This window comes from Aquidulcibacter sp., from assembly GCF_020253525.1.
Taxonomy (GTDB): domain Bacteria; phylum Pseudomonadota; class Alphaproteobacteria; order Caulobacterales; family Aquidulcibacteraceae; genus Aquidulcibacter.
Genome location: NZ_JADCBK010000104.1, coordinates 1 through 24,241, shown reverse-complemented (window position 1 = coordinate 24,241; position 24,241 = coordinate 1). Strand labels below are relative to the sequence as shown.

Annotated in this window: 27 protein-coding genes and 1 tRNA gene; 12 read left to right on the top strand and 16 right to left on the bottom strand. The window is 56.6% G+C overall.

The window, feature by feature from the left end; genetic code table 11:
- Together IOB61_RS12410 and IOB61_RS12405 are read right to left on the bottom strand one after the other, a co-directional pair.
- Positions 1–618 (bottom strand): MATE family efflux transporter (locus tag IOB61_RS12410; protein ID WP_290817140.1); only part of this gene is annotated, 618 nt, incomplete at its 3' end.
- Between the two features lie 525 nt (positions 619–1,143).
- The gene (locus tag IOB61_RS12405) at positions 1,144–1,581 is read right to left on the bottom strand and encodes a hypothetical protein (protein ID WP_290817137.1); all 438 of its coding nucleotides are present in this window, start codon (positions 1,579–1,581) and stop codon (positions 1,144–1,146) included.
- A gap of 318 nt (positions 1,582–1,899) precedes the next feature.
- On the opposite strand from IOB61_RS12405, the gene IOB61_RS12400 reads away from it, so the two are divergent.
- Positions 1,900–2,616 (top strand): rhodanese-related sulfurtransferase, encoded by a 717-nt coding sequence (locus IOB61_RS12400; RefSeq protein ID WP_290817134.1) that lies wholly within the window; start codon positions 1,900–1,902, stop codon positions 2,614–2,616.
- 6 nt (positions 2,617–2,622) lie between these two features.
- On the opposite strand, the gene IOB61_RS12395 is transcribed toward IOB61_RS12400, so the two are convergent.
- From IOB61_RS12395 to IOB61_RS12375, 5 genes are all read right to left on the bottom strand, one after another.
- Positions 2,623–3,054, bottom strand: a complete 432-nt coding sequence (locus IOB61_RS12395) for an MGMT family protein (RefSeq protein ID WP_290817131.1) — start codon at positions 3,052–3,054, stop codon at positions 2,623–2,625.
- On the bottom strand, positions 3,051–3,563 hold the full coding sequence (locus tag IOB61_RS12390) for a hypothetical protein (RefSeq protein WP_290817128.1): 513 nt from the start codon (positions 3,561–3,563) through the stop codon (positions 3,051–3,053). Before IOB61_RS12390 ends, IOB61_RS12395 begins: the two co-directional genes overlap by 4 nt.
- Positions 3,564–3,668: 105 nt before the next feature.
- Positions 3,669–4,232, bottom strand: coding sequence for a DUF4287 domain-containing protein (locus tag IOB61_RS12385; RefSeq protein ID WP_290817125.1), 564 nt, complete (start codon positions 4,230–4,232; stop codon positions 3,669–3,671).
- Positions 4,233–4,244: 12 nt separating this feature from the next.
- The gene (locus IOB61_RS12380; protein WP_290817123.1) at positions 4,245–4,661 is read right to left on the bottom strand and encodes an SRPBCC domain-containing protein; all 417 of its coding nucleotides are present in this window, start codon (positions 4,659–4,661) and stop codon (positions 4,245–4,247) included.
- Positions 4,662–4,692: 31 nt separating this feature from the next.
- Positions 4,693–5,019 carry a helix-turn-helix transcriptional regulator gene (locus IOB61_RS12375; RefSeq protein ID WP_290817121.1) on the bottom strand — a complete coding sequence of 109 codons (327 nt, stop codon included), beginning with the start codon at positions 5,017–5,019 and terminating at the stop codon, positions 4,693–4,695.
- Positions 5,020–5,292: 273 nt separating this feature from the next.
- Between IOB61_RS12375 and IOB61_RS12370 the strand changes: the two genes are divergently transcribed.
- The 3 genes from IOB61_RS12370 to IOB61_RS12360 are packed head-to-tail and all read left to right on the top strand — an operon-like array spanning position 5,293 to position 9,370.
- Complete coding sequence (locus IOB61_RS12370; RefSeq protein ID WP_290817119.1) at positions 5,293–7,224, top strand: potassium transporter Kup; 1,932 nt, start codon at positions 5,293–5,295, stop codon at positions 7,222–7,224.
- A gap of 2 nt (positions 7,225–7,226) precedes the next feature.
- Positions 7,227–8,663, top strand: a complete 1,437-nt coding sequence (locus tag IOB61_RS12365) for an ATP-binding protein (RefSeq protein ID WP_290817117.1) — start codon at positions 7,227–7,229, stop codon at positions 8,661–8,663.
- Positions 8,660–9,370, top strand: a complete 711-nt coding sequence (locus IOB61_RS12360; protein WP_290817114.1) for a response regulator transcription factor — start codon at positions 8,660–8,662, stop codon at positions 9,368–9,370. The genes IOB61_RS12365 and IOB61_RS12360 overlap by 4 nt, the downstream gene beginning before the upstream one ends.
- 17 nt (positions 9,371–9,387) lie before the next feature.
- On the opposite strand, the gene IOB61_RS12355 is transcribed toward IOB61_RS12360, so the two are convergent.
- Positions 9,388–9,477, bottom strand: a tRNA-Ser gene (locus tag IOB61_RS12355).
- 172 nt (positions 9,478–9,649) lie between these two features.
- Here IOB61_RS12355 and IOB61_RS12350 point away from each other — a divergent pair.
- Positions 9,650–10,357, top strand: a complete 708-nt coding sequence (locus IOB61_RS12350; protein WP_290817112.1) for an HAD-IB family hydrolase — start codon at positions 9,650–9,652, stop codon at positions 10,355–10,357.
- A gap of 102 nt (positions 10,358–10,459) precedes the next feature.
- Positions 10,460–11,440 (top strand): mitochondrial fission ELM1 family protein, encoded by a 981-nt coding sequence (locus IOB61_RS12345; RefSeq protein WP_290817110.1) that lies wholly within the window; start codon positions 10,460–10,462, stop codon positions 11,438–11,440.
- Positions 11,441–11,458: 18 nt separating this feature from the next.
- Here IOB61_RS12345 and IOB61_RS12340 read toward each other — a convergent pair whose 3' ends face one another.
- On the bottom strand, positions 11,459–12,106 hold the full coding sequence (locus tag IOB61_RS12340; protein ID WP_290817108.1) for a DUF1109 domain-containing protein: 648 nt from the start codon (positions 12,104–12,106) through the stop codon (positions 11,459–11,461).
- Positions 12,103–12,657 (bottom strand): sigma-70 family RNA polymerase sigma factor, encoded by a 555-nt coding sequence (locus IOB61_RS12335; protein WP_290817105.1) that lies wholly within the window; start codon positions 12,655–12,657, stop codon positions 12,103–12,105. Before IOB61_RS12335 ends, IOB61_RS12340 begins: the two co-directional genes overlap by 4 nt.
- A 133-nt stretch (positions 12,658–12,790) precedes the next feature.
- Between IOB61_RS12335 and IOB61_RS12330 the strand changes: the two genes are divergently transcribed.
- A complete protein-coding gene (locus IOB61_RS12330) occupies positions 12,791–13,351 on the top strand; it encodes a GNAT family N-acetyltransferase (protein WP_290817102.1) in 561 nt (186 codons plus the stop codon).
- A gap of 19 nt (positions 13,352–13,370) precedes the next feature.
- Here the strand turns inward: IOB61_RS12330 and IOB61_RS12325 are convergent, their stop codons facing one another.
- From IOB61_RS12325 to purD, 4 genes are all read right to left on the bottom strand, one after another.
- Positions 13,371–14,366, bottom strand: a complete 996-nt coding sequence (locus IOB61_RS12325; protein ID WP_290817099.1) for a CorA family divalent cation transporter — start codon at positions 14,364–14,366, stop codon at positions 13,371–13,373.
- A gap of 87 nt (positions 14,367–14,453) precedes the next feature.
- Positions 14,454–15,359, bottom strand: coding sequence for a response regulator (locus IOB61_RS12320; protein WP_290817096.1), 906 nt, complete (start codon positions 15,357–15,359; stop codon positions 14,454–14,456).
- Between the two features lie 137 nt (positions 15,360–15,496).
- A complete protein-coding gene (locus tag IOB61_RS12315) occupies positions 15,497–16,570 on the bottom strand; it encodes a phosphotransferase family protein (RefSeq protein WP_290817093.1) in 1,074 nt (357 codons plus the stop codon).
- Between the two features lie 109 nt (positions 16,571–16,679).
- Entirely contained in the window at positions 16,680–17,960 is a 1,281-nt protein-coding gene (gene purD / locus IOB61_RS12310) for a phosphoribosylamine--glycine ligase (protein ID WP_290817090.1), read from the bottom strand.
- Between the two features lie 280 nt (positions 17,961–18,240).
- On the opposite strand from purD, the gene IOB61_RS12305 reads away from it, so the two are divergent.
- From IOB61_RS12305 to IOB61_RS12290, 4 genes are read left to right on the top strand one after another with little or no spacing between them, the layout of a single operon-like run.
- The gene (locus tag IOB61_RS12305) at positions 18,241–19,650 is read left to right on the top strand and encodes a hypothetical protein (protein ID WP_290817087.1); all 1,410 of its coding nucleotides are present in this window, start codon (positions 18,241–18,243) and stop codon (positions 19,648–19,650) included.
- 43 nt (positions 19,651–19,693) lie between these two features.
- On the top strand, positions 19,694–20,080 hold the full coding sequence (crcB, locus tag IOB61_RS12300) for a fluoride efflux transporter CrcB (protein WP_290817084.1): 387 nt from the start codon (positions 19,694–19,696) through the stop codon (positions 20,078–20,080).
- Positions 20,081–20,089: 9 nt separating this feature from the next.
- Entirely contained in the window at positions 20,090–21,100 is a 1,011-nt protein-coding gene (locus IOB61_RS12295) for an RluA family pseudouridine synthase (protein ID WP_290817081.1), read from the top strand.
- A complete protein-coding gene (locus tag IOB61_RS12290) occupies positions 21,097–21,768 on the top strand; it encodes an HAD-IA family hydrolase (protein ID WP_290817078.1) in 672 nt (223 codons plus the stop codon). Before IOB61_RS12295 ends, IOB61_RS12290 begins: the two co-directional genes overlap by 4 nt.
- On the opposite strand, the gene IOB61_RS12285 is transcribed toward IOB61_RS12290, so the two are convergent.
- Positions 21,765–22,559, bottom strand: coding sequence for an ion transporter (locus IOB61_RS12285; RefSeq protein WP_290817075.1), 795 nt, complete (start codon positions 22,557–22,559; stop codon positions 21,765–21,767). The two genes, IOB61_RS12290 and IOB61_RS12285, sit on opposite strands and share 4 nt — an antisense overlap.
- A gap of 151 nt (positions 22,560–22,710) precedes the next feature.
- Here IOB61_RS12285 and IOB61_RS12280 point away from each other — a divergent pair, with 151 nt between their 5' ends.
- Positions 22,711–23,418, top strand: coding sequence for an ATP12 family chaperone protein (locus tag IOB61_RS12280; protein ID WP_290817072.1), 708 nt, complete (start codon positions 22,711–22,713; stop codon positions 23,416–23,418).
- 8 nt (positions 23,419–23,426) lie between these two features.
- Here IOB61_RS12280 and IOB61_RS12275 read toward each other — a convergent pair.
- Positions 23,427–24,241, bottom strand: an 815-nt coding sequence (locus IOB61_RS12275) for a helicase-related protein (protein ID WP_290817069.1), incomplete at its 5' end; no start/stop codon positions are given.

The following is a 24,241-nucleotide window of genomic DNA, read 5'->3' as shown; positions in this document are numbered from 1 at the left end:
GATCACGGCTGAATAAGCCGCGCCAACAATGCCCAATTGCGGCAAACCAAACAGGCCCAACACCAGAACCGCCGTCAGTGGCACTTGCAGAAACGCGCTGGCGACCATCAAAACAGCCGGTAATTTCATGTCGCCCATGCCGCGAAACACCGCACCCACCACACTCACCAGCCAGAGAAACAATCCGCCCCAGAATATCACGCTGCAATAGGCAACTGCCTGTTCCAAAATTTGCCCACGCCCACCCAGAAAGGCGATCAACGGTCGGCCAAAGAGGGAAAAGAGCAGGAGAAACAACCCTGCCCCCGCGGCGGCCACGGCCAAAGCATGCCAAATCAATTGTTGGGCCCGCTCGCGGTCACCAGCCCCCAAGGCGCGCGCAATGGCTGAGGTGACCGCCCCACCGGCTGCCCCGCCCGACATGGTTTGGATCAGCATCAAAAGCGGAAATGCCAAAGCGATACTGGCCAAAGCACTCGTCCCCAATTGGCCAATGATCCAAACCTCCGCCAAACTCACCGACGACTGAATGGCAAAGGCAAGCGCATTCGGCGTCGCCATGCGCAACAGCAAGGGCGCTGCCGGAGACGTCAGCATGTGGTGTGTCCGCTCATCCATATGCACGCGTCTTTCGGTTTGGCTTGGGCAAGGCTTAGGTTGGGCCGGAATTGGATGGGCGACGCGGGCGATTGTCAAGCGCGGGGGGGGGCTTGGAATGGCTTCGTTTGCCTCAGGGTCCCGCCCGACTTCCTTATGACACAGATCGAAGTAACAAGGGTGCATTCCAGAAATGGATTGCACCATGGTCAAGCAAATCCTGAGTTCGTCGATGCTGGGCCTTAGCCAAAGCACTTAGAACGGTTCATTGCGTCGCTTCGCTTGCCTTGAAGCCGCCCGACAAGTGTCTCTGCGCAAGATGCGGGGTCAAGGGGTTTATCGGCTTCGCCGACGCGCGAAGCGTACCCCTTGACGCCTCATCTTGCACGACCAAACTCGAACACGGCCTTTGCCAAGGCAGAGCCTGCGGCAAAGGCAGTCTAAGTGAAAAACCATAACCCAGTCCGCAGCAAACAAAGTCGCTCACTCCACTCGAATACGCATTGTCCTCCGAGCGCCTAGCGGAACCAAGGCTAAACTATACCATTAGAGGGTGGTGCGACTCTTTAAAAAAGCAAGGTATCTAGGTTCCTCAGTAGCAAAAATTTCTTTGCCCGCACCCATGTAGGCGCGTATAAGTTCGTCGGCAGCAGCGTCGTCTTCACCGGCATCCAAAAGCACTTCCCCAAACCGAAGATGAAGGAAAGGATTGCCGACGGCACCCGGACAAGTCATCGCAAACTGCAGCGCTTCTCGTGCAGAAGTTTTGTACCCGGCAAGAAAACATGCATCTGCAATAGCAGCCAGCACCCAAGTTGATGCGTTCCAGCTGTTCTTTGGCTCCGGAACTAACGCCCAAGCCTTGTTATATTCGGCGATAGCTTCGTCGTACTCACCGACCTCGGCGAGTCTATCGCCGACTGCACAGAAACCCTTAATCTCCTGGTGCGTCGTTGACGACAATTCTTTTTCAACTTGAGACACGACTTTCCTTTCCGGATCGGCAGTCGACTGCAATCCAGCGTTGGCCGGCATTGCCGTCAAGCAAAACCTGAAGTGGTTCGAGTTCTAAAAGTGTGAACTGGCTGATTGAAACCCGCGACATATTTTGTTGTACCCGTTTAATGCTCATCGTTCCTAGCATTCTTCCGTCTCATAAATGTCCGCTTCCAAGCAACCGCCCCCCCCCAAACGGCAACCTCGGGCGCAAAGCCGGCAGCCAATTCCCAAGCTTGGCACTCCAAAACCCCCATCTGCACGGAGGGGGTGCCCATGTGGGCGCTGGTTTGCTATGGGCCTGCCATGACTGCCAAGATTTGCGCCCTGTATAAGTTTGCCGATTGCCCGGACTTTGAGGTCTTGCGGGTGGATTTGTTGGCGACGACCAAGCAATTGGGGATTATGGGCACGTTATTGATCGCGCCTGAAGGCATCAACGGCACGATTGCAGGCCCGCCTGACGGGATCGACCAATTCGTCACCTATCTGGAAAATGATCCCATCTTTTCCGGCCGCTTCAAGGACGCCGAGATCAAATATGCGCAGGAAGACAAAAATCCCTTTGTGCGTATGAAAGTGCGCCTTAAGCGTGAGATCGTCACGCTGCGCGCACCCAAGGCAGACCCGCGCCAAGTCGTGGGCACCTATATTGCGCCATCGGACTGGAATGCGTTGATCGCCGATCCAGACATTGTGCTGGTTGATACGCGCAATGCCTATGAGACCGAGGAAGGCATTTTTAAAGGCGCGATTGATCCCAAAATCCGCACCTTCACCGCCTTTAAAAAATGGGCCGAAGACAATCTCGACCCTGCCCGCGACAAAAAGGTCGCCATGTATTGCACGGGCGGTATTCGCTGCGAGAAGGCCTCTGCCTATCTGCTGGCAGAAGGTTTTGAGAACGTCTATCACCTCAAGGGCGGCATCTTGGCCTATATGGAACAAGTGCCCAAGGAAGAAAGCCTGTTTGAAGGCGGCTGCTTTGTCTTTGACTCCCGCGGTGTGGTCGGTGCCGATTAGAGGCGTTTAGGCGGGATCTGTGCGCTCTAACAAGCGATAATGTTCAATCACTTGGCTGTCACAGCTGAGCTTTTTGGCGATCTTGCTTCCAGGCTCTATCACCCGCCAAAAGGGCACGACCTCGGTTGTGGCCTTCCCCTCGCTCAACTCGGCAAGCGCCACTTCGGCAACCACTTTGAGATAGATGGCGGTAGTCACTGGACAGGTGGCTTGGGCCGCGTTTTTGCGCGCCAGCTCATTGCGCATCCGCTCAATGCTGCGCACCTCACCCGGGGGAATGGCCGAGATATAATTGGCAATCGTCCCGGGCGAGCCGATATACATGGTCGTGCCCATCTTGATGCCGGCAAAGTCGGTATGCAGCACGAGGGTTTTGGGCGGTTTGGCTTTGTCAAAGCGCTTGCGCCAGTCGGTTGGCTTTTTGGGTTTAGCTGTCATGAGGCATCTCGCGGGCTACGACGCGTGGTTTCCTGTACTAAGGCATCAAGATAGGCTTGGGCAAAGGCCTTGGGGTCGAAAAATAGGCGGCTCATAATACGACCAATTGGCGAGGGCGTCGTGGCTTGTTCGGTCACAAAGATGTGCGTGCCGCCCGATGGCGTTGGCACCAAGCGGCCCTCCCATTGGCCATGATAGCCATAGCTGCTCTTAAAGCGCATCTGAAGGATTTGTTCGGTCTGGGCCGTCAATTCAAAGGTGATAACCTCACCCCTTCGGGTGGTTTCGGTCCAAGTGGTGGCAGATTGAACCTCGACTTTCGCAAGGTCTGGCCGCCAATATGGCTGACTGGCTTTATCGAGAATAACAGCTTTCAATTGGGCAGGCGTGGCCTCGACCACACGATCAACTTGCCCCGTGCGGGTAGCTGGCAACAAAAGCCCCACCACAACAATCAAAGCCGCAAGGCCTGCTAAACCGCCAATGATCCAAAATGCTAGCTTCATCATGTCGCGCGCTCCTCAGCTTGAGCGCGCTCTGTAGCAAAGTGATTTCGCCTGACAATTAGGCCCTGTTTTTAATTTAAATATCAAATAGTTAAGTCAAATCAGCCTCTAAATGCTCACGCCAGCGGCAGCCCGCAAATGGGCGAGACTGCCAGCAAGATCAGACCGAGACTCAACTTCCAGCAAATGGATGAACCGATCACTCCCACCAAGCTTGGGTGCCTTTGGCAAGGGCGCTTGTGCCTTATCTTGCGCGATGAGGCCAATCCAAAGCTGTGCCGCACCTGATTTAGGGCGGACCGCCACGGCGAATTGCCGCCCCGTCCCAAGCCCGACATAGGTCTTGCGCGGCATTACTACTAAGGTCGGGATCGATTGGCGCAAGGCCTGAACAAGCTGGTCGAACACCACCGCCCCATCGAGGCCCAAGATCGTCTCGATGGACCTGTCATCTTCTGTCGGTCTGTCGCGATTTTTCCATTTACGTACAAGGATTTGCGCGGTGACATGGCCAAGCCCATGTTGGGTTTTGAGCCAGGCAACGGCTTCAGCGGGCTTGGCAAATGGGCCAGAAGCCTCAAGCCGGGTGATCCAGTCTACCAAAGTCAGTCCGCTGCGCTCGGCCAAATTGCGCAACACAGCGGCATCCATTTCATCAGGACTTAGGGCCATGAGATGCAATCCTTATTTGGGAAAGTGTGCGCTGAGATAGGCGGGTAGTTTTTTCGATAGCAAATCCTTCCAGCCAAAGCCCAAGGCCACCCGAGGGATAAGGTTTGATAGGCCTGCAAAGCCTGCATGGCTTAAGGTCAATTGGGTTTCCTTGCCTTTTTCCCTCAACTCAAAGGTGACGACCGTATCTATCCCCCCGCCCCGCCAACTAAACTTCAAACGCTCAGGCTCGATGATTTCCAGCACGGTACAGTGCACGGTCCCATCAAAACCCGGTGCCGGATCGGTCTTGAATGTAAAGGCGTGGTTTGGGATCGGTCTGAAATCATTGGGCATCAACCAAGCAGCCAAATGGTCGCTTGATGTTAAAGCCGCCCACACCATCGCGCGGGGAAAGGCTAAAGTCCGGCTAATGACAATGTCCTTCATCTGTTGGAAGACTCCCGATTTTTCTAAAGCTTCAATTCTTCATGCGGGCCAAATGCGTTTCGAGGGTGTCGAGTTTCTCGGTCCAGAAAGCTTCGTATTTGGCAATCCAATCGGCGACGGTTCGAAGCTCTACAGCCCGTACCGAATAAAAGGTACGCCGGCCCTCCACCCGCTCATCCACTAAGCCAGCCAGTCTCAAGACTTGCATATGTTGGGACGCAGCAGGCTGGGAAATCCCCAAAGCCTCTGCCAATGACCCAACCGTGCGGGATTCCTCGAACATCAGATCCAGCATGCGCCGCCGATTGGGATCGGCAATCGCCTTGAACGGATCTTGATTGGCAGCGACATAGGTCATGGGCACCTCTTTCGAGGGTTATTTATAGGTAATTACCTATAATGTAAATGGGGCCGCTGCAGATACTGGCCACGCGTTATTCCAGCTCAAAAAAAATGGCGCATCTGCAGCCAAATACACCCCATCCGCCACGGTATCAGCGCGTGGCTAGGGTGGATGCCGATAGGGCAAGCGGCCCGAACTTTATACTTTCCTTATGCCAATGCCGGGCTTTCATATGGAAGCTTTACGCCGATCTGTGGTCTGCCCTGCGACGGACAGTGGAGACCCTTCATGCTAACCAGTCGCGCCCCAACCCAAGACACACCCCACCCATCCCGTCGCAATCAGACCGCCATTCTCACCCTTGGCGCCATCGGGGTGGTCTATGGCGATATCGGGACCAGCCCGCTTTATGCCTATCGCGAGGCCCTCACCCAAGCAGCCGGGGGCGGGATTTCGCAAGCCGAGATTTTTGGCGTCTTAAGCCTTGCCTTGTGGACGCTCATTTTGGTTGTAACGGTGAAATACATCAGCTTCTTGATGCGGGCCGACAATCATGGCGAGGGTGGGGTCCTTTCTTTGATGGCGCTGGCCCAGCGCGCCACACAGGGCAAATGGGCGATCGTCACGCTACTAGGCGCGATTGGGGCGGCATTGTTTTACGGCGACGCCATCTTAACCCCGGCCCTGTCGGTTTTGTCGGCCGTAGAAGGCTTGAAATCGGTTCCCGCCGTTGCCCCTTATTTGAGCCACGAGTTGATCCTAACTCTCGCCATCGGTTTACTCGTTGGGCTTTTTGCCATCCAATCGTCGGGCACAGCAGCTGTGGCGGTTTGGTTCGGCCCCATTTGTGCGATTTGGTTTGTGGCGATCGGCACAGTAGGCCTGATCAACACCTTGGATACCCCTGAAATTTTCTCCGCAATCAACCCCGCCTACGGGATAGAATTCCTGCTGACCCATGGCAAAGTAGGTTTGTTGGTGATGGGGGCCGTATTTCTGACCGTGACGGGCGCTGAAGCCTTGACGGCAGATATGGGCCATTTTGGCCGTTTCCCGATACAGCTTGGCTGGTATCTGCTTGTCTTTCCAGCACTCACGTTGAACTATTTTGGCCAAGGGGCATTTGCACTGAACCAGTTTGAAGCCGCCGCCTCGCAAGGCCAAAGCTTACAAGCCTCTGACTGGTTCTTCCTGATGACACCAGAATGGTTTCGCTTGGCTATGGTGGGCATAGCAACCTTAGCCACCATCATTGCAAGCCAAGCGGTCATTACCGGCGCATTTTCCTTGACCCAGCAAGCGATCTCGCTGGGCCTCTTGCCGCGCCTGACCATCCGGCAGACAAGCGCCAGCCAATCGGGCCAAATCTACTTGCCTGCGATGAATTGGCTTCTGGCCTTGGGCGTCCTCATCCTCATTCTGAGCTTCCAGACGTCTTCCAAAATGGCTGCGGCTTACGGGATTGCGGTAACGGGAACCATGGTTGTCACCACGATGCTAGCCTTTGTCGTGGTATGGAAATTATGGAAGTGGTCGATTTTCACGAGCATTATGGTTGTCGGTCCACTTCTGGCGCTCGACCTGTTTTTCTTCGGTGCCAACATCTTGCGGGTTATTGAAGGGGGATGGGTTCCGTTGGCGGTTGGCCTCCTAATTGCCGGACTGATCGGCATTTGGGTTCGCGGGAAAGCTTTCCTTGCTGTTCAAGCCACGCGCGAGACAGTCAAGATTGTCGACTTGGTGCCAACTCTCGCAAAAAGCCCAATCCCGATTGCCCAGGGAACCGCGGTTTTTCTGACCGCCGACCCCGAAAATGCACCGGCAGCCCTGCTGCATAATCTCAAACATAACCAAGTGCTGCATGACGAGAATATTCTTCTTACTGTGCGCACCTCCACCCAGCCCCATGTACCGCCATCCGAGCGGCTTTCGATGGAGCGCTTGAATGATCGCTTTCTGCGCGCAACCTTGTGCTACGGCTATATGGAAAGCCCCGATGTGCCGACGGACTTGCACCGAGACGGACGGATTCCCATCCATCCTAAGGGCACCTCCTTCTTCGTAAGTCGCAACTCCTTAGCCCCGAGTGCGGAAGTCGGCCTCCCCTTGTGGCAAGCGATCATCTATAGTTTCCTGCATCGCAATGCCGCCGACCCAACTGCCTTCTTCCAGATTCCACCAGACCGCGTTGTTGAGCTGGGTTCGCGCGTGCGGGTGTGATCATGCCTGACGCCAGAACCAAAACCACCGAACAAACGATTTCGCTGGGCCTAGCTTTGGTCGTGACCCTGGTGCTGGGCTGGGCTGGCATAAACTGGCCAAACTTTGGGACCGCCAATTTCGCCCTGCTTCTTTTGGTACCAGTTGTTATTGCAGCTTCGGGCGGGGGGCGTATGGCAGGCCTGGGGCTGGCCGTTTTGGCGGGGGCGGTCTTCAACTTTGTGGCACTAGAACCGCGGCTGACCTTTGCCATCGCCAAATCTGGGGACCTGTTGACCTTGGGCGTCTATGCGTTGGTGGCCTTTGTAACCGCTTCGGTTGCAGCACGGCTTGCCGAAGCCGGCGAGCGGGCTCGCCAAGATGCCGCCGATAGTGCGATTTTTTCGGCCATGACACAGCAGCTTTTGGCGGCAAGTACACGCGAACAGGTGCTGGAGGTGGCCGCAAAGGCACTGGAAGCAAGCACGCAGCGTGGGGTAAGCCTTGTTGAAACAATTGGCGACCTTCGCCTTTCTTCAAGCCAAGATGAAGCTGCTGCGCGCTGGGCCCTCGCCCATAGCGAGATGGCAGGTCGTGGCCTGCCTCTGTTTTCAGATGCCTCTTCAGTCTATGTTGCAGCGCATGCTGGCCGTCGCGCCCTGTTAGCAAGGTTGGAAGGGTCAGCCCCCCAGCTTTCGAGACTGGCTCATGCGAGAGACATGATCGACGAGGCAGCAGATGCCCTCGACCGACTTGAATTGGCGGCGCGGATAGAAGCAGATACGCGCCGGACCGAATCCGAGGCGATGCGCCGGGCGATTTTCGCCTCCATCGGCCATGATCTTCGCACCCCCATGACCACCTTGCGGGCCGGTCTTGAAAGTATCAGCTATCACGACCCTGAGGTCATCAATCCAATCAGGGCAGATGCCCTACGGCTGGAAAGGACCCTCGACAATCTGCTCGAACTCGCCCGGCTTCAGGCCAGCGACGCTTTGCCGGAAGTCTCTTCCATGGATTTGACCGACACGATTGATGCAGCGATCGGTGCTTTGCCGCAGGCGATCCGTGATCGTATTGAAGTGACGATCGCCGAAGACACGCCCCTGATCCAAAGCGATCCCATCATGCTGCACCATATTGTGTTGAACCTGTTAGAGAATGCCGGAAAATATAGCCCTGAAACAACCTCGATTCAGGTGCTGGCTCATCCGTTGGACGGGGGAGCGCGCCTCTCGGTTATGGACGAAGGACCGGGCATTGGCGAGGATGTGGCAGACCTGTTTGGTTTGTTTAAACGAGGTCATCATAGCGATCGTGCGCCCGGGTCGGGTGTGGGGCTTTCGGTTGTAGATTCCTTTGCCCGCGCGCTTGGCCATCGGGTAAGTATCGCTAACCGAACCGACAAAACGGGCACAATATTTGCCATCGACTTTTCCGACAGGACCAAATTGGCATGACGCCACGCATCTTGATTGTTGAAGATGAAGCCCAGATTTTGCGTCTCCTCTGCGCGGCGGTGGAGAGGGGTGGTTATCGGGTGGCAACTGCCACAACAGGCCGGGAGGCAATCCATCTGGCACGACATACTACCCCGGAAGCGGCCCTGATTGATCTAGGTCTGCCCGACCGCGACGGGATCGAACTTGTCAAACAATTTGCCGATCTGGGCATTGCGGTGATCGTTGTCTCGGCCCGTGATACGGTGACTGAAAAGATTGCCGCTCTCGATCTGGGCGCTGCCGACTATGTCGTCAAACCGTTTGACACCGATGAATTGCTGGCGCGGTTACGGGCAGCCTTACGCGCCCGCATGCCACAAACCGGCAAAGGAGGCATCGTCCATTTAGGCAGCACCACCCTCGACCTCGATGCACGAAGGGTGCTGCGTGGTTCAGAAGACGTGCATTTCGCGCCCAAGGAATATGGCGTTCTTGAACTCTTGGCCCGCCACGCAGGCCGGGTGATCACCCATGCCCAAGTGCTGCGCGAGGTTTGGGGCCCAGCCCATGAGACCGATGTGGAATATCTGCGCGTAGCTGTGCGCGCTCTCCGCCAAAAGCTTGAGCCTAATCCATCCAGACCCACACTCATCCGCAATGAACCCGGCATCGGCTATCGCTTGGTGGTGCCCGAGACATCGTCTGGATCAGATACGACGAATTGATCTGGATTGAAGAAAAGTGGCGGAGGAGGAGGGATTCGAACCCTCGATAGGCTTGCACCTATAACGGTTTTCGAGACCGCCGCATTCGACCACTCTGCCACCCCTCCGGTGCGCCTTGCAAACCCTGCTGCAAGTTGGTCAAGGGCGCGGTGTTTAAGGGCCAAAGGCGGCTCTGGCAAGACATGGTTTGCAGGCAGACCTGCAGCAACTGTGCGCTTTGGCCTGAAGATGTGTCTGTTGACTGGCAGGATGGGCAGAAATCTGTCTAAAGGATGGTCCATGATCGAGCCGAAACCCGCCGCCAGTCCCCAAAAAGAGGAGCGTCCTGTCGCGGCCTTTGATGTTGATGGCACGCTGACTTGGGCCGATTCCTATTTGTTGTTTTTGCGCTTTGTCGCTGGCCGCTTTGGCTTTGCGGTGAAGATGATCCGGCTTGTCCCGACGTTTTTAGCCTATCGCTTGGGGGCCCTGCCCCGCAGCGCAGTCAAAGAACAAACCCTGCGCCTGTTTCTGGCTGGCATGACGGCAGAGGATTATTTGGCCCGGTGCCAAACCTTTGCCCAGAAGATTTACCCCATTATTGCCAGACCCGACGGCGTGGCGCGCCTGCGTGCCCATCAAGGTGTCCGCGATCAAGTGGCGTTGGTTTCAGCCTCGTTGCGCGATTATCTCTTGGTTTGGGCACAAGAGTTGGGGGTCGATCATGTCTTGGCTACCGAAGTGGAAATCCTCGATGGGCGGCTGACTGGCAGATTGAGGGGGGATAATTGTTGGGGCCCGGGCAAGCTTGCCGCCATTCGTTTGGCCTTCAACAAGGCCCCTTTAGTGGCCGCTTATGGCGATACGCGGGGGGATAAGGAAATGCTGGCCGCCGCCCAAAACCCCGGCTTTCGAATCTTTGAAGAAGCCCCGCGCGACCGCCTGATCCAGTTGTTATCGCTTTATGCTGGCAATCTTATGGAACGAAGCCACGCGAATCGGCTTTAGTACGCTTGGGTAGCGACCCGTTAGCATCCGTATACGGCAAAGCTGCCCGTGAGCGCGATAGGTCAATCTATCGCGCAGGGCGTAAATTCGGAGAGCGGACGCATGGAAGGTCATGAAGTCTCAGTCTGGTGCGTGTCCGATGGGCGGGCCGGTATCGAGCGCCAGACCTTAGCCGTTGCCCATGCGCTGAGCGAACGGGTGCCAACCCGGATCAAAATCCTTCGCCTGCAACCCAGAGGGTTCCAAGTAAACCTGCCACCCAGTCTTTGGCTGATGCCAAAAGCTGCCCTTCCTGTTGAACAAGCCGCCCGCCTACAGGCACCTTGGCCCGATGTGTGGATCGCCAATGGCCGCCGCTCTATCCCTTATTCTTTGCGGATGAAAAAGTGGAGCCGCGGACAAAGCCTTGTGGTGCAAGTGCAAGATCCACGCGTAAATCCCAAGCGCTTTGATTTGGTTGCCCCGCCCCAGCATGACGCGCTGCGCGGCGATAATGTTATCACCACATTGGGCGCACCTGTTTGGTATACCCAAAAGCAAATCGAAACGGCCCTTGGACAAATTCCAGAACTTCGTCATCCAAGTAAAAAGCGCGTCATGGTGATCCTTGGCGGCACGTCCAAACGCCACCAGCTTAGCCTCGCGCGGGCCCATGCGATTGTTGCAGAGTTGCAAAGGCTGGCCCATCAAGACGTGCATCTGATGATCACCACCTCTCGGCGCACCCCCAAACATGCCGAGGATTTGTTCCGCGCCTTTGCCTTTACATCGGGCGCGGACTTCTTTGCCAATGAAGCGCGAGATGGGCCTAATCCCTATTTGGCTTGGTTGGCGCAAGCCCAAGTTGCCCTCGTCACCGAGGATTCAACCAATATGATGACAGATGTCGCCTTCTTTGGCATTCCGATGCATCTGATCAAGCTAGAAGGTGGCGATCCAAAGTTCGACCGCTTGCACGCTGCCTTCATTGAACGCGGCGCAGCACGTTGGTTCAATGGCAATCTGACACATTGGTCTTATGAGCCCATCCGCGATGCCATGGCGATTGCAGAGGCCATTCAAGCCCGATTGATCACGCCTTAAGGCTGGGTCGATAGGCCTTCACCACCGCAAGAGCCGAACGCCTACCAAAGCCCCTAAAGCTGAGGCAAGACCGATCCCCACCACATACCAAATGGTGACAAAGGAAACCGAGTCGACCGAGCAGAACATGGCATAAACCATGGCTCCAACCCCGCCCGATAGCGCCCCAATCGCGGCACCGGCCAAGGCCAATCGGGTTGGTGCTGCCTCACGCATGGCCCAAACCAAAAGCAAAGCCGCTGGCAAACCGCATATGGGGATCAGGATGATGCACCACGGAAACCCGCCGCCTGTGAAAGCGGCAAATCGGTGCCCAGGCTCTGTCGCCATCAAGGTGATCACGCCAATGGCGATGGCAGCCGTGACAACCAAGATAAAGGGACTGACCAAACGGGCCATCGTACCCTTGTCTTGCCCGATTGGCTTTGCCAGACGCAGGGCTAAGCCGCCGGCGAAGGTGGCGATCAAGGCTGAAAAACCCGCTTTCATGGCCACCATAGGGGCCGCAACGCCAATATCGGGGCGAAAGCCCATAAACATCCGGACCAACACCAAACCCAGTACCAGGCCAAGCACCAGCGCAAAAGCGATGCGGCGATAGAGGCGATTGGGGGTCGCTGCCTCGGGTGTGCGTGCCAAGGCCGCAATCAATTCATCGGTCGTCATGATAAGTCTCCTGTCGCTGAAGTCCCAACCAGACGCATCAGCGTCTTCAGACCGCGATGGATGGATATTTTAATGTCCGATGCGCTCCACCCCGTTTGAGCGGATGCTTCGGCAATGCTTAATTCCTTCAGTTTGACCAGCTCAATAGAGGTCCTTTGTTTCTCTGGCAGATCGCCCAACAAGCGGGCAATGTCGCGACTGGGATCGCCTGCTTCAGTTTCTTCAGCGGCCAAGGCATGCTCATAATCCTCAATCGGCAGATCAAGCCCGCGCTTGCCGGTGCGCCGCCAACGGTCGATCATGCGGTAGCGCGCTATCGCATAAGTCCAGGCCAGAAGCTTCTGGTCGGGATCGAACATAGCCCGCTTGGTATAAATGGCGATCAAGGTCTCTTGTACCAAGTCTTCTGCATCTTCAGGCCTTGCCCCTTTATTGCGGAAAAAGGCCCGAAGACGGGGTGCTAATCCATCCAAAAGGCGGCGCGTTGCGACTGGATCGCCAGCTTGAGCGCCCAGCATCCATGCGTGCAATTGGGTTTCGTCTGGTGTCAAAATCGCCCCTCCAGCAAGCAGTACGCGACCGCCTATAGGATGGTTACACCCTAGTGGGCGCCAAGCATGGCATGATTGCAGAAGCGAGGCTTGCGCTTTTTCAGATTTCCGCCACCTTGTTTCTATGAGCTTGATGATCCGCCGCGCCGAACAAAGTGATGCCCCAGCGATTGCTGAATTGCAGCAAATCACGTGGCGTGAAACCTATTCTGGGCTGTTGCCAACACCTGTCTTGGATGGCTTGGCTTTACCTCGGCTTTATCGGACCTGGCGGGCTGAGCTTATTCGCCAAGATGGCGACTTGGACCATGGCATCTTCGTTGCAGAAACCGAAGACGGTAAGGCTTTGGGCTATGCAACCTGTGGCGCGGCTTCCGGTCAAGCCGCCGAAATCTTGGGCGACGGGGAAATCCACCAGATTTATGTGAAGGCGTCGCATCAAGGGCGCGGCCTCGGCCGGGCTTTGATGTTGGCATGCTCACGTTGGCTTTTGATGCGCGGTCTCTTTAGCGGCGGTCTCTGGGTGGTAAAGGGCAACGAAAAGGCGCGTGCCTTTTATGAATCCATCGGGGGCGAGATCGCCGGCGACAAACGCGACTCGATGCAGGGCTGGCAAATCCCAGTCGTCGGCTACACTTGGACCGATCTTGATGAGTTGGCAGGCCTTGAGTCTGAAGTCCCAAGCTGGCTTTGAGGGCGGGCGGCGCGGCTGCCTAGAGCCACTTGCCCAAGCGCGCGATTGAGAAAATCACGACCGACGAGGCCACCATCAAACCCGCCGCCCAGAACGGCCCATAGGGGTCGGCAAAAACCGTCATATGCTCAAAATTCATGCCGAAGGCCGAGGCCAACAGCGTGGGTGGCGCAAACAACAAGGTCACAACCGCCATGGCCTTGAGGGTCTCGTTTTGCCGCGCGCTGACAAGGCCTAAAGTCGCGTCGAGGAAGAAGGTCAAATCATTGGTCAAGGCCTCGGCCTGACGCTGCAGCGTCTCCACATCTGTCGCCAAAAGGCTCAAACGCTCTTTGGGCACTTTCCAAGCTGCTCCATGGGCGAGAACAAAGCGGGCCAAACGCGACAAGCTTGAAAGGGAATCGCGCGATTGGCTGACCCCTGCCCCCAATTGGCCGAGGCGCTTTAGAATCGTTTCAAGGCGGATGGTGCGACGACTGACCAAGACACGAAGATTGAGGTCTTCTAATTCCTGCGCGCTGGCACTCAAGAAATCTGCGACCCGCTCGACCAAGCTTTCAATTAGGGCGAGCAAGACTTCAGGCCCCGTCTCGACATCAGCCAAATCGGCCGACGCGCGCCCCTCATTGGCTTCAAACGCACGCAAAGGGCAGGTGCGCACCGTGATCAGCGCGGTCTTGGTCAGAAAGAAACTCACGATTTCACGTTTATGGGCGATAGGCGGGAGCTTTGAGGGTAGTTCGGCTTCGGCTTCTGGTCTGGCGCGTGCGACCACCGTGCCGTGCAAAACCATCACGTCATTTTCAAGATAAAAGCGCGCCGATTCTTCTAAGGCCGCGCGTTCGGTTTCAGACGGCGCATCAATGCCAAAGGCTTGCTCAACCAAGCGCTCCTCTTCGCGCGTGGGAGCCAAAAGATCGATCCAAATAACATCGGGCGCAGCGATGGCTTCGGCCGTGGGCTGCGCCAGAATTTGCGGCCCCTTGGCCTGCCGGGTCAAAATGCTCAGTGTCATGACAACACGCTCTAACCCATTTTTGGGCAATGCCAAATTCAAATGCGGATTTGCCCTGTTGGGTAAAGCTTTGGCGTGCGCCCGCGTTTAGGCGACGTCGCGCAGGCGCGTGCGCTTGGCCACCGCGCGTTCAAGAGAATCCACCACCTGATTGGAGAGATTGAGATCTTTGCCCGCCAGATCAAGCAATTGCTTGACCGCATAGCCATGCATCTCGACCATATCGGCTTCAAGCTTGCCTTGCGCCGTCGCCAGAGCAACATATTTTAGAAGCGACATGGCCGCACGCTCCAACAAACCGTCGCGAATTTTGTGTGCCCGCACGGCGGTGATTTCACCGATCCGGGTAATGGCCTCGGTCGAGGTTTCTTCGGTGGCGTCATAACCTGCGATATCAATGAGAATTTGTGCATCGCCCTGCATCAAATTGCGCTCAATATCGAACTCATGGACGACAGCAATGCGGTCTGCCTCGCGCCGTTTCAAACCCGACAAAATAGGATCAATTTTGCGGCGGCGGCAGGGTCCAATATAATTGTCTGACACGATGAAGGGGCGCTGCATATTCACCGCAGAATCAATGCGTTCAGCAACACCCAAGGTCGTAAATGGCTTTGCCAAAAACTCATCCACCCCAGCATCGCGCGCAGCAATCAAACACTTCTTCGTGCCAAAGCTGGTGATCATGATGATGGGGATGGAAGGATTAAAGCGCGGATTCTTTGACCGGACTTCTTGGCGGATACGCTGGGCCAAGCCAATTCCAGACAATCCGGGCATATTGAAGTCGGTGATGACCAGATCAATCGGCTCAGATTGAAGGGTTGATAAGGCACGGTCTGACCGATCCGCTGTCGATAGCCGGAACATACCCAGACCATTGAGAATGCTTGTGAAAATGGAACGGACATGGGTGTGGTCATCCACCAACAAGATACGCTTATTGGCGAAGTCCTGCGCCTTCGATTCAGTCAATTTTCGGACAGACGACATCACACACCCAAATTACATTGGGCAGGAGGCTAAATCCCATTCAATAAAATAAGGTTTAACCAGATGACGAAAACTTGAAATTCCTCGCATTTTGGAACCAAATAGCACAGGTGCCACCCTAAAGTCTTTGTCGTAACTTAAGGCGTCATGCCGGCCTTGAGCGCAAAGCCATAAGCCGCCAAGGCCAAAGGTCGTACGCGATCTGCATTATCTTGGGCATGGGCACTTGCGGCTGTCCCGTCACGAACCCGGCCGACAATGCCCTGAATGATCCCAGCAAGACGGAACATATTATAGGCAAAATACCAGTCGATATTCTCAATGCCCTTCCGGCCAGTTCCCTGACAATAAAGCTCAATATAGCGCTCCATCGAAGGGATGCCCAGCGCTTCAAGGTCAAGCCCGGCAAGCCCTGAACGCTGGCCGGATGGCATGACCCAATTCATCAAATGATAGGTGAAGTCGCCCAAGGGATCACCCAAAGTCGACAATTCCCAATCCAACACCGCCAACACCCGTGGTTCAGTCGGATGCAGGATCATGTTATCCAGACGAAAATCGCCATGCACAATGCTGGTAGTCTCACCATCGGGGACACTGGTCGGCAACCACTCAATCAAACGGTCCATTTCAGGGATTTTGACGGTTTCCGACAGCTGATATTGCTTGGTCCAGCGGCTGATCTGGCGGGCAAAATAAGACCCTGCCTTGCCAAAATCTTCTAAGCCGACGGCCTTATAATCGGTCGCATGCAAGGCCGCTAACGTCGCAATCTTAGCCTCATAAATCGCCGTCCGCTCTGCGGGGCTGCTATCGGGCAGAGAGCCATCCCACAAAATGCGGCCGTCCACCGAATCCATGATGTAGAAAATCGTGCCAATCACGCTTTCATCCATGCACAAACCAAATGGCTTGGCGACCGGAAAGCCCGTGGGATAAAGCGCCGAAATCACCCGAAACTCACGGTCCACCGCATGGGCCGATGGCAAGAGTTTGCCCGGTGGCTTGCGCCGCAACACATAATTCTGCTTGGGCGTGACAATCTGATAGGTTGGGTTTGATTGACCGCCTTTGAATTGGCGAATTTCCATCGGCCCAGAAAAGCCGTCGACATGAGCTTCCATCCAAGCGTGAAGCGTCACCTCATCCAACTTATAGCGTGGATCAACAGGCTTGGTGCCACTGAAGATTTCCGATTCAGCGTCGCTCATGATGATGGCTCCCTAAGTCATTATTGTTGTTCTGACGAACTTTAACCTGCTTGCTGCACAGGGGAAGGCTTTTTTCCAGCCCCAAGCCCATGTGCCCGTGCTTCTGCCCCTATCGATTGCGAGTGAGTTCGCGCCAGCCAATATCGCGGCGATGAAAGCCCATCGGCCAATCGATCGCGTCCACGACGTGATAAGCGCTATCAACGGCCTGCTGCAGCGTGGGTCCAAGCCCGATGGCATTGAGAACCCGCCCGCCTGCGGCGCGCAATTTGCCATCCTCATCGCGCCGCGTTCCTGCATGGAGCAAGACCCCGTTCGGGACTGCCTTTGCGCCCATTTCGCCGCGGATTTCAGAGCCCTTGATTGGGTCATCCGGATAGCCTTGTGCGGCCATCACCACCAAAGCCGCGGTCTGGTCTGATAGGCGGAAAGACGGGGCGGATTCCAAATTGCCCTGTGCGCAGGCCATCAAGAGGCGTGCTAAATCGCCTTCAAAGCGGGCCATCAGAACCTGACATTCTGGATCGCCAAAGCGGGCATTATATTCCACAAGCTTCGGTCCTGTTGGTGTCAACATCAGCCCAGCATAAAGCACACCGCAAAACGGCATACCGAGTTTGGTCATAGCTGCCAGCGTCGGCTCAATGAAACGGGCCATAATGTCTTGGACAAAGGCAGGCGTCGCATGACTGGTCGGCGAATAGGCCCCCATCCCGCCCGTATTGGGTCCGCGCTCGCCATCAAAGGCGCGCTTATGGTCTTGGGCAGAGCCCAGATAAATCGCGTTTTTCCCGTCACAGAGGGCAAAGAAAGATACTTCTTCGCCCGTCATGAATTCCTCAATGACCAAACGAGCACCCGCACTACCAAACCGGCCGTCAAACATCTCGTGAATGGCCTCCTTCGCGCTGAGCCTGTCGGGAGCAATGACAACCCCTTTGCCAGCGGCCAAACCATCGGCCTTGATCACATAAGGGGCTTCTATGGTGTCGAGATAGGCGACAGCGGCTTCCGCAGAATCAAAAGTAGCAAAGGCAGCCGTAGGAATAGCCTTTGCCTCGCAAAGGGTCTTGGTGAAGGCTTTAGAGCTTTCCAATTGCGCCGCGGCTTTGGTTGGGCCAAAGCAGGCAATATTCTTTTGGGCCAAAGCATCGGCAATCCCCGCAGCAAGGGCTACTTCTGGGCCCACCACCACCAGATCGATCCGTTCTGACACGGCAAGATTTACCAGCGCTGGAACATCTTCAGCGCCAATGGGCGCAATGCGGGTGACTTCCGCAATGCCGGGATTGCCGGGCGCAACCAGCAAAAAAGTCACCGAAGGGCTGTTACTTAGGGCCAAAGCGAGAGCATGTTCCCGCCCACCAGAGCCTACCAGCAATACACGCATCTTTTCCCCCTGCCCGTAGCTTGTCTGGGCTAGGCAGTAAGGTCGATTTGGTCAAGATCGTAGCCCGTTTCTGGCGCGCGGCATTACAGCATTCGCGCATGATCTAAGCCGCCATTGCCTTTAATCGGTCCTGTTTTGTCCGTATGGGGCAAGTTGTCCGCCACGCGCTGTGATTTCGCTCATGATACGTGAACGATTTGACGCTAAATGGCATGCAACAGACCAATCGCCTTTGCCCAAAATCTCAGGCAACATTGGGAAGCCAAATCGAGGGAACAGCTTGCGTACCAACGATCTCGGACCGATTGTGATTTCAGATTTGGGGCCATCGCGTCCCCATTTCTGGACAGTCGCGACAGTTGGGACAGTTCACCTGGTGCTTTCAGCCCTGCTTCTGACGGCAACGGGGCCAATCCTTGAACCCAATTTGCTGGAAAATGTTGAGATCGTCACGCTGCCGCAGACGAGCCCAGCTGCACAGGAAGCGCCCACGCCCCTAGTGGCTAATCCCGCCCCCGTGGTGCCACTGCCTGACCAGCCGCAACAACGGATGGAGCCGCCGGTAGAGGCTCCCCCTGCCCCGCCCGCCGTGGAAAAGGCAGCCGCACCACCGGTTTCAACCCCGCCCGTGCCCCCACCCCCACCGCCAGCGCAAGCCAAACAAGTCGCGCCCGAAGCGCCCAAGGCACCGGCTGTTTTGTCACAAGCCAATAATCCGAAGCCAGATGTTGCGCCCGTGCCGATGGAAGAGGCCGCGCCAATTCCGTTTAAGCCAATCCCTGCACCACTTCCAAAGCCGGTTACCTTAAGGCCAGCGGCACCGGTACTGACCCAGCCGTCGGTAGAGGCGCTACAGCTCAAAGGACAAAGGTTGAAGACGACCGCTGCACCCAAAGTGCAAGCGCCCGAAAATCTGCGGGTACCAGATGCTGTCGAAGAGGAGGAACCACCGCCCTTCCAGCCTGCCCCAATTCCAAGCCTCGCACCTGCAGCTGCGCCCAATTTACGTACCTTACCGAACCGCCCGATTACAGCCACGCCAACCCAAGCCGCACCCTTGGCTTTGCCAAAATCGGCTGTTGCGCTGCCAAAGGTTCAAGTGCCGCAGATTAAAGCTTCTGATCTGCGTGTGCCGGAAGAACAAGCGGTTGCAGCTTCTGCGGGTGGCAATGCGGCAGCGGCGGGCGGTGCGGCCGGTGGTGGTGCTGCGGCACAAGCCAGCGCACAGGCTGGGGCAGGAAGTTCGGGCGGGGTGACCTCGCTGGGCGGCTCCTTTGCCGGTGGTGCCGGTATGCCTGCCGCTGGCGGTGGCGGCCAAGCTGGATCGCAAGCGGCAAGCGGGCCGGGCGGGCCAAGCGGTGTCTTGCCCCGCAGGCCCGGCGGAGCAGGGGTAAAAACCGAATTCCCGACCGGCGTCGGCGGCAGTTTGCTTGCCAAAATGGCCCGGACAAGCGAATGCGCGCAAATCAATCGCCAGCGCGACGGCAAATGCCCAGATTGGGACCCGATTGAAGGTCGCTCACCGCGAGAGGCAAAGCCCATGCCTGTGCCTGTGCCGAAAGATGCAGCACCTAGCCGCTATCCGCTGGGGACTAATCCGCTGCCCCTATGCAAGCCCGGTACGCCTCAAGCCCAGTTTGGCTTGTCATGCCTGCCGCGTGATGATGGCCCCGGCATTCCAAAACAATAATCCAAAGCTTGTTTTTTGCCCCGCACCAGCAGCATAAAGGGGGATGATGCAAGCTTTCTTGGTTTTTCTGGGTGGGGGTCTGGGCGCTGTTGCGCGCTGGCTATTTGGACTGGCCGCCGCGCGCTGGCTGGGAACGGCGTGGCCTTGGGGCACTTTGAGCGTCAATATTCTTGGCAGTTTTGCCATGGGCCTTGTGATGGCCCATCTGATGCGGGGTGGCACTTTAGGTGCCGGGGCAGAGAATTGGCGACTGTTTCTGGCCACGGGCATTTTGGGCGGCTTTACCACATTTTCGGCCTTCTCTCTTGAAAGCGCCCGCATGATCGAGAGCGGCCAATGGGGCCAAGCAGGCCTTTATGGCCTAACCTCTGTTGTGGTCTCGATTGCCGCCCTGTTTGCAGGCATGGCACTTGGGCGGCTTAACGGGTAAGAGAGCGCCATGTCGTCTCCCATCACCCTCCCCGTTCGCGAAACCGACGGCGAAGTTCGCCTCGATCGGTTCCTGCGCCGCAAGTTTACCACCCTCACCCAAGGGCGGATTGAACAAATGATCCGCAAGGGTCAGATCCGTATTGATGGCGTGCGCGCCAAAAAGGCAGGCGACCGCTTGAGTCCGGGTATGGATGTCACCGCGCCCCAGGAAATCGTTATTCCAGAGAAGAAGGATGATGGCGTTATCCGCGTTCGCCTTAGCCCTGAGGATGAACGTTGGCTGCGCGACATGGTTATCCATGAGGATGAAGACGTCATTGTCTTGAACAAGCCACCGGGCATTGCCGTACAGGGCGGTACCGGCATGACCAAACATCTCGACAAAATGATGGAAATCTTTGCCGTGGATGAGCATGGCAAGCCAAAGCTCTGCCATCGCTTGGATAAGGATACCTCAGGCGTTTTGATTTTCGGCCGCAATCCCGCTGCCACGGCCAAATTATCAAAAGCCTTTGCCGGGCGTAAAACGACCAAAGTCTATTGGGCCATCTGTCTCGGCACGCCCCACCCTCTCTCGGGCGAGGTCCGCGGCTGGATGATAAAGGCAGGCAGCGCCAAGAACCCAGATAATGAGTTGATGCGCCGCGCGGCCCATGGGGAACCCAATGCCGTGTTCGCCATCACCGATTATCACGTCATCTCAAATGCCGGCACGAAAGCCTCTTGGGTCGCCTTAAAGCCCGTGACCGGCCGCACCCACCAATTGCGCTTTCACATGGCCGAAATGGGCTATGCCATTGCGGGTGACCCGAAATATGTGTGTGATCGCGAACCCATTGGCGGCTTAAGTGAGCAATTGCATCTTCACGCCCGCGCCATCCGCATCCCACATCCAAAAGGCGGGATTTTGAGTGTAACGGCAGACTTACCCCCCCATATGCTGAAAGCCTTTGATGCCCTTGGCTTCCAACAATTTGAAGGTCGCGATCCGTTTGAACATTTCCGGGTTGACGCGTGACCTTTCGCTTCGCGGTCTTTGATATTGATGGCACTTTGGTCGATAGCCGTGCCATCATCACCGCTTGTATGGACATGGCCTTTATCGGCGCTGGCCTCGCCCCACCGGGGTTTGAACGGACCCGGCGGGTGATTGGGCTGTCTTTAGCTGTCGGTCTTGAACAATTAGCACCAGAGGCCGATGATGGCCTGCGCACGCTGATCCTTGAAAGCTATCGCACCGCCTTTTTTCAGATGCGACAGGACCCGGCTTTCCGCTCACCCGCCTATGAGGGGTCCGATGCGCTGTTACGCAGCTTGCTTGCGGACAATTGGGTGTTAGGCATTGCTACGGGCAAATCGCGGCGCGGGCTGGACGCGATGCTGGAACAGCACGCATGGGCTGATCTGTTCCAAGCCCATTTCTGTGCCGATGACGGTCCGGGCAAACCACACCCCCATATGGTGCTGGAAAACATGCGCGTTGTTGGAGCCCAACCAGAACAGACCTTAGTGATTGGCGATAGCGAGCATGATATGGCCATGGCGGTTGCCGCTGGTACCACCGCGATCGGCGTCTCATGGGGCTTTGGCACGACTGAGGAAATGCTCGCTGCCGGAGCCTTGCGTGTGGCCCATGAGATGGGCGAGTTGGAAGAGGCCCTAAAGGGGCATCAAATCTTGGTCTAGGGGCGCTTGATCGCCTCACGTAGGGCTTCAACTTCGCTGCGTAACGCCCTCATTTCATTCAGTAAGGCCTCTTCACGTGCTTGCGCGGTCAAGGCCGCGGAAGCCACCACATCTTGGGCTTCATCCTGCATGGCCCCGACGACAACCCCGATAAACAGGTTCAATACGACAAAGGCGCTGAACAGAATGAAGGGCAGGAAGAACAACATCGCATAGGGATGGTTCTCCAAGACAGGCTTCACAATCTCGCCCGACCACCCGTCTAACGTCATCAGCTGGAACAAGGTGTAAAGGCTGCGGCCCAGATCGCCAAAGGCTTCAGGCTCGGTTGCCGAAAACAACTTTGTCGCCATCACACCGCTGACATAAAAAACCAGAACCAAAAGCACGATGATCGAGCCCATGCCGGGCAAGGCCGATAGCATCGCCCCAACCACACGCTTTAAGCTCGGGATAATGGTGATGAGACGCAAAACCCGCAGGACACGCAGCGCCCGCAGCACGCTCAAAGGTCCAGATGCGGGAACAAGGGCAATCGCGATGATGATAAAATCAAATAGGTTCCAGCCTGATTTGAAAAACCCGCCGCGATAGACAATGAGTTTCAGCCCAAGCTCTGCTACAAAAACGCTCAACAAAGCCTGATCCAGCCCGATCAGAACCGGGCCCCAAGTCGCCATGATGGCGGGCGATGTCTCCAGACCCAAGATGACCGCATTGACCAGAATAAGGGCTGTGATCACCCATTCAAACAAACGGGACTCAAGAATGGACTGAAGCTTAGCAATCATGGGGAGGTTCCTTAAGCGCTCGCATTGGCGTGAAGGGGCAGCTGTGGTCAAGGCTCAGGGCGTTCAGGAATTTGTGATCTAGCTGACGGCAGGGTCAAACTCTGCCGCTGCTTGCTGGTCAGTCTGCGTCAAACACAGTAAGGGACCCGCCATGAAGACCCCGAACCTCTCCCGCCGCTTTTACAAGGCCGTTGACATTGCCCCGGTAGAGACCGGCTTTGCCGTCCGTCTCGACCAAGCTATGCCCAAAACGCCCGCAAAGAAGCCGCTGATCTTGCCCACAGAAGCCGCTGCCCGCTTGGTCGCTGCCGAATGGGATGCGCAGAGCGAAACGATTGACCCCTTCGCCATGCCCGTAACACGGCTGGTCAATGTCGCACTGGACCGGGCCGCCGAAACCCGACACGCCATGGTGGGTGAAGTCGTCAAATATGCGGGTACAGACCTTGTTTGCTATCGCGCCACAACCCCTGCCAGCCTTGTTGCCGCCCAAGCCGCGGCCTGGGACCCGCTCCTTCACTGGGCAGAGGCGCACCTAGGGGTCCAACTTGTCACCACCACGCAAGCCCTTGCCATAGAACAACCTACAGAGGCGCTTGCCCGCATTGAAGCAGCAGCCCAAGCCTTGGATGACTTGCGCCTCACCGCGCTTGCTTTTGCCAATGGGCTGGCAGGGTCTGCCATTGTCGCCCTTGCCCTTATTCACCGCCATATTGACGGCGAAACCGCCTTCCGCGCGATCCGGGTCGAGGAGGATTGGCAGGCTGAACGCTGGGGCCGCGACCCGGATGAAGAAAAAATCGCCAATGCGCGCCGGATCGATTTGATTGCGGCTGAGAAGCTCGTCTCAGCGCTGTAGCCCTACCCTCACCCCGTCCCTAAAAATACCTCGGGATCGACCTGGTCGAAGAGATGTAGGGCCAAGCGGGCGGCGAGGCCGCGCGGGCTAGATAGAGTGGGATCGGCTTCAACCAGTACACGCGCATCGCGCTGTGCCACGGCCAACAAGTCTGCGTGCAGCGCTGCATCGGCCAATTTGAAGGCGGGGATACCCGATTGGCGAAGGCCCAAGAGATCACCCCCACCGCGCAGCTTGAAATCTTCTTCGGCAATGGCAAAGCCGTCCTCGGTCTCACGCAGTTTCGAAATCCGCCGTGCGCCCATCTCGCTCAAAGGGTTGGCATAGAGCAACAGGCAATGGCCGGGCTTGCCGCCCCGCCCGACACGGCCCCGAAGTTGGTGCAATTGGGCCAGACCAAAGCGTTCGGCATGTTCGATCACCATGACGCTCGCCTCAGGCACATCAACGCCGACTTCGATCACGGTGGTGGCCACCAGAATCTTCGCAATGCCGGTGCGAAAATCCTCCATTGCCTCATCTTTTTCTTTCGACGACATCCTTCCATGGATCAGGCGTACGCTGTCGCCAAACATGGCTTGCAAGTCTTGGAACCGCTCGCTCGCCGCCGACACATCGACCTTGTCGCTCTCCTCTACCAAGGGGCAGACCCAGAAGACGCGATCATCTTTTTCAATCGCGCGCCGGGCTGCTTCTGCCACTTCGTCGAGGCGGTCGAGCGACATGGCAATCGTCTTGATCGGCGCGCGGCCCGGCGGTTTCTCGTCCAAGCGGCTGACATCTAGGTCGCCATAGACGGCCATGGCCAAGGTACGCGGGATGG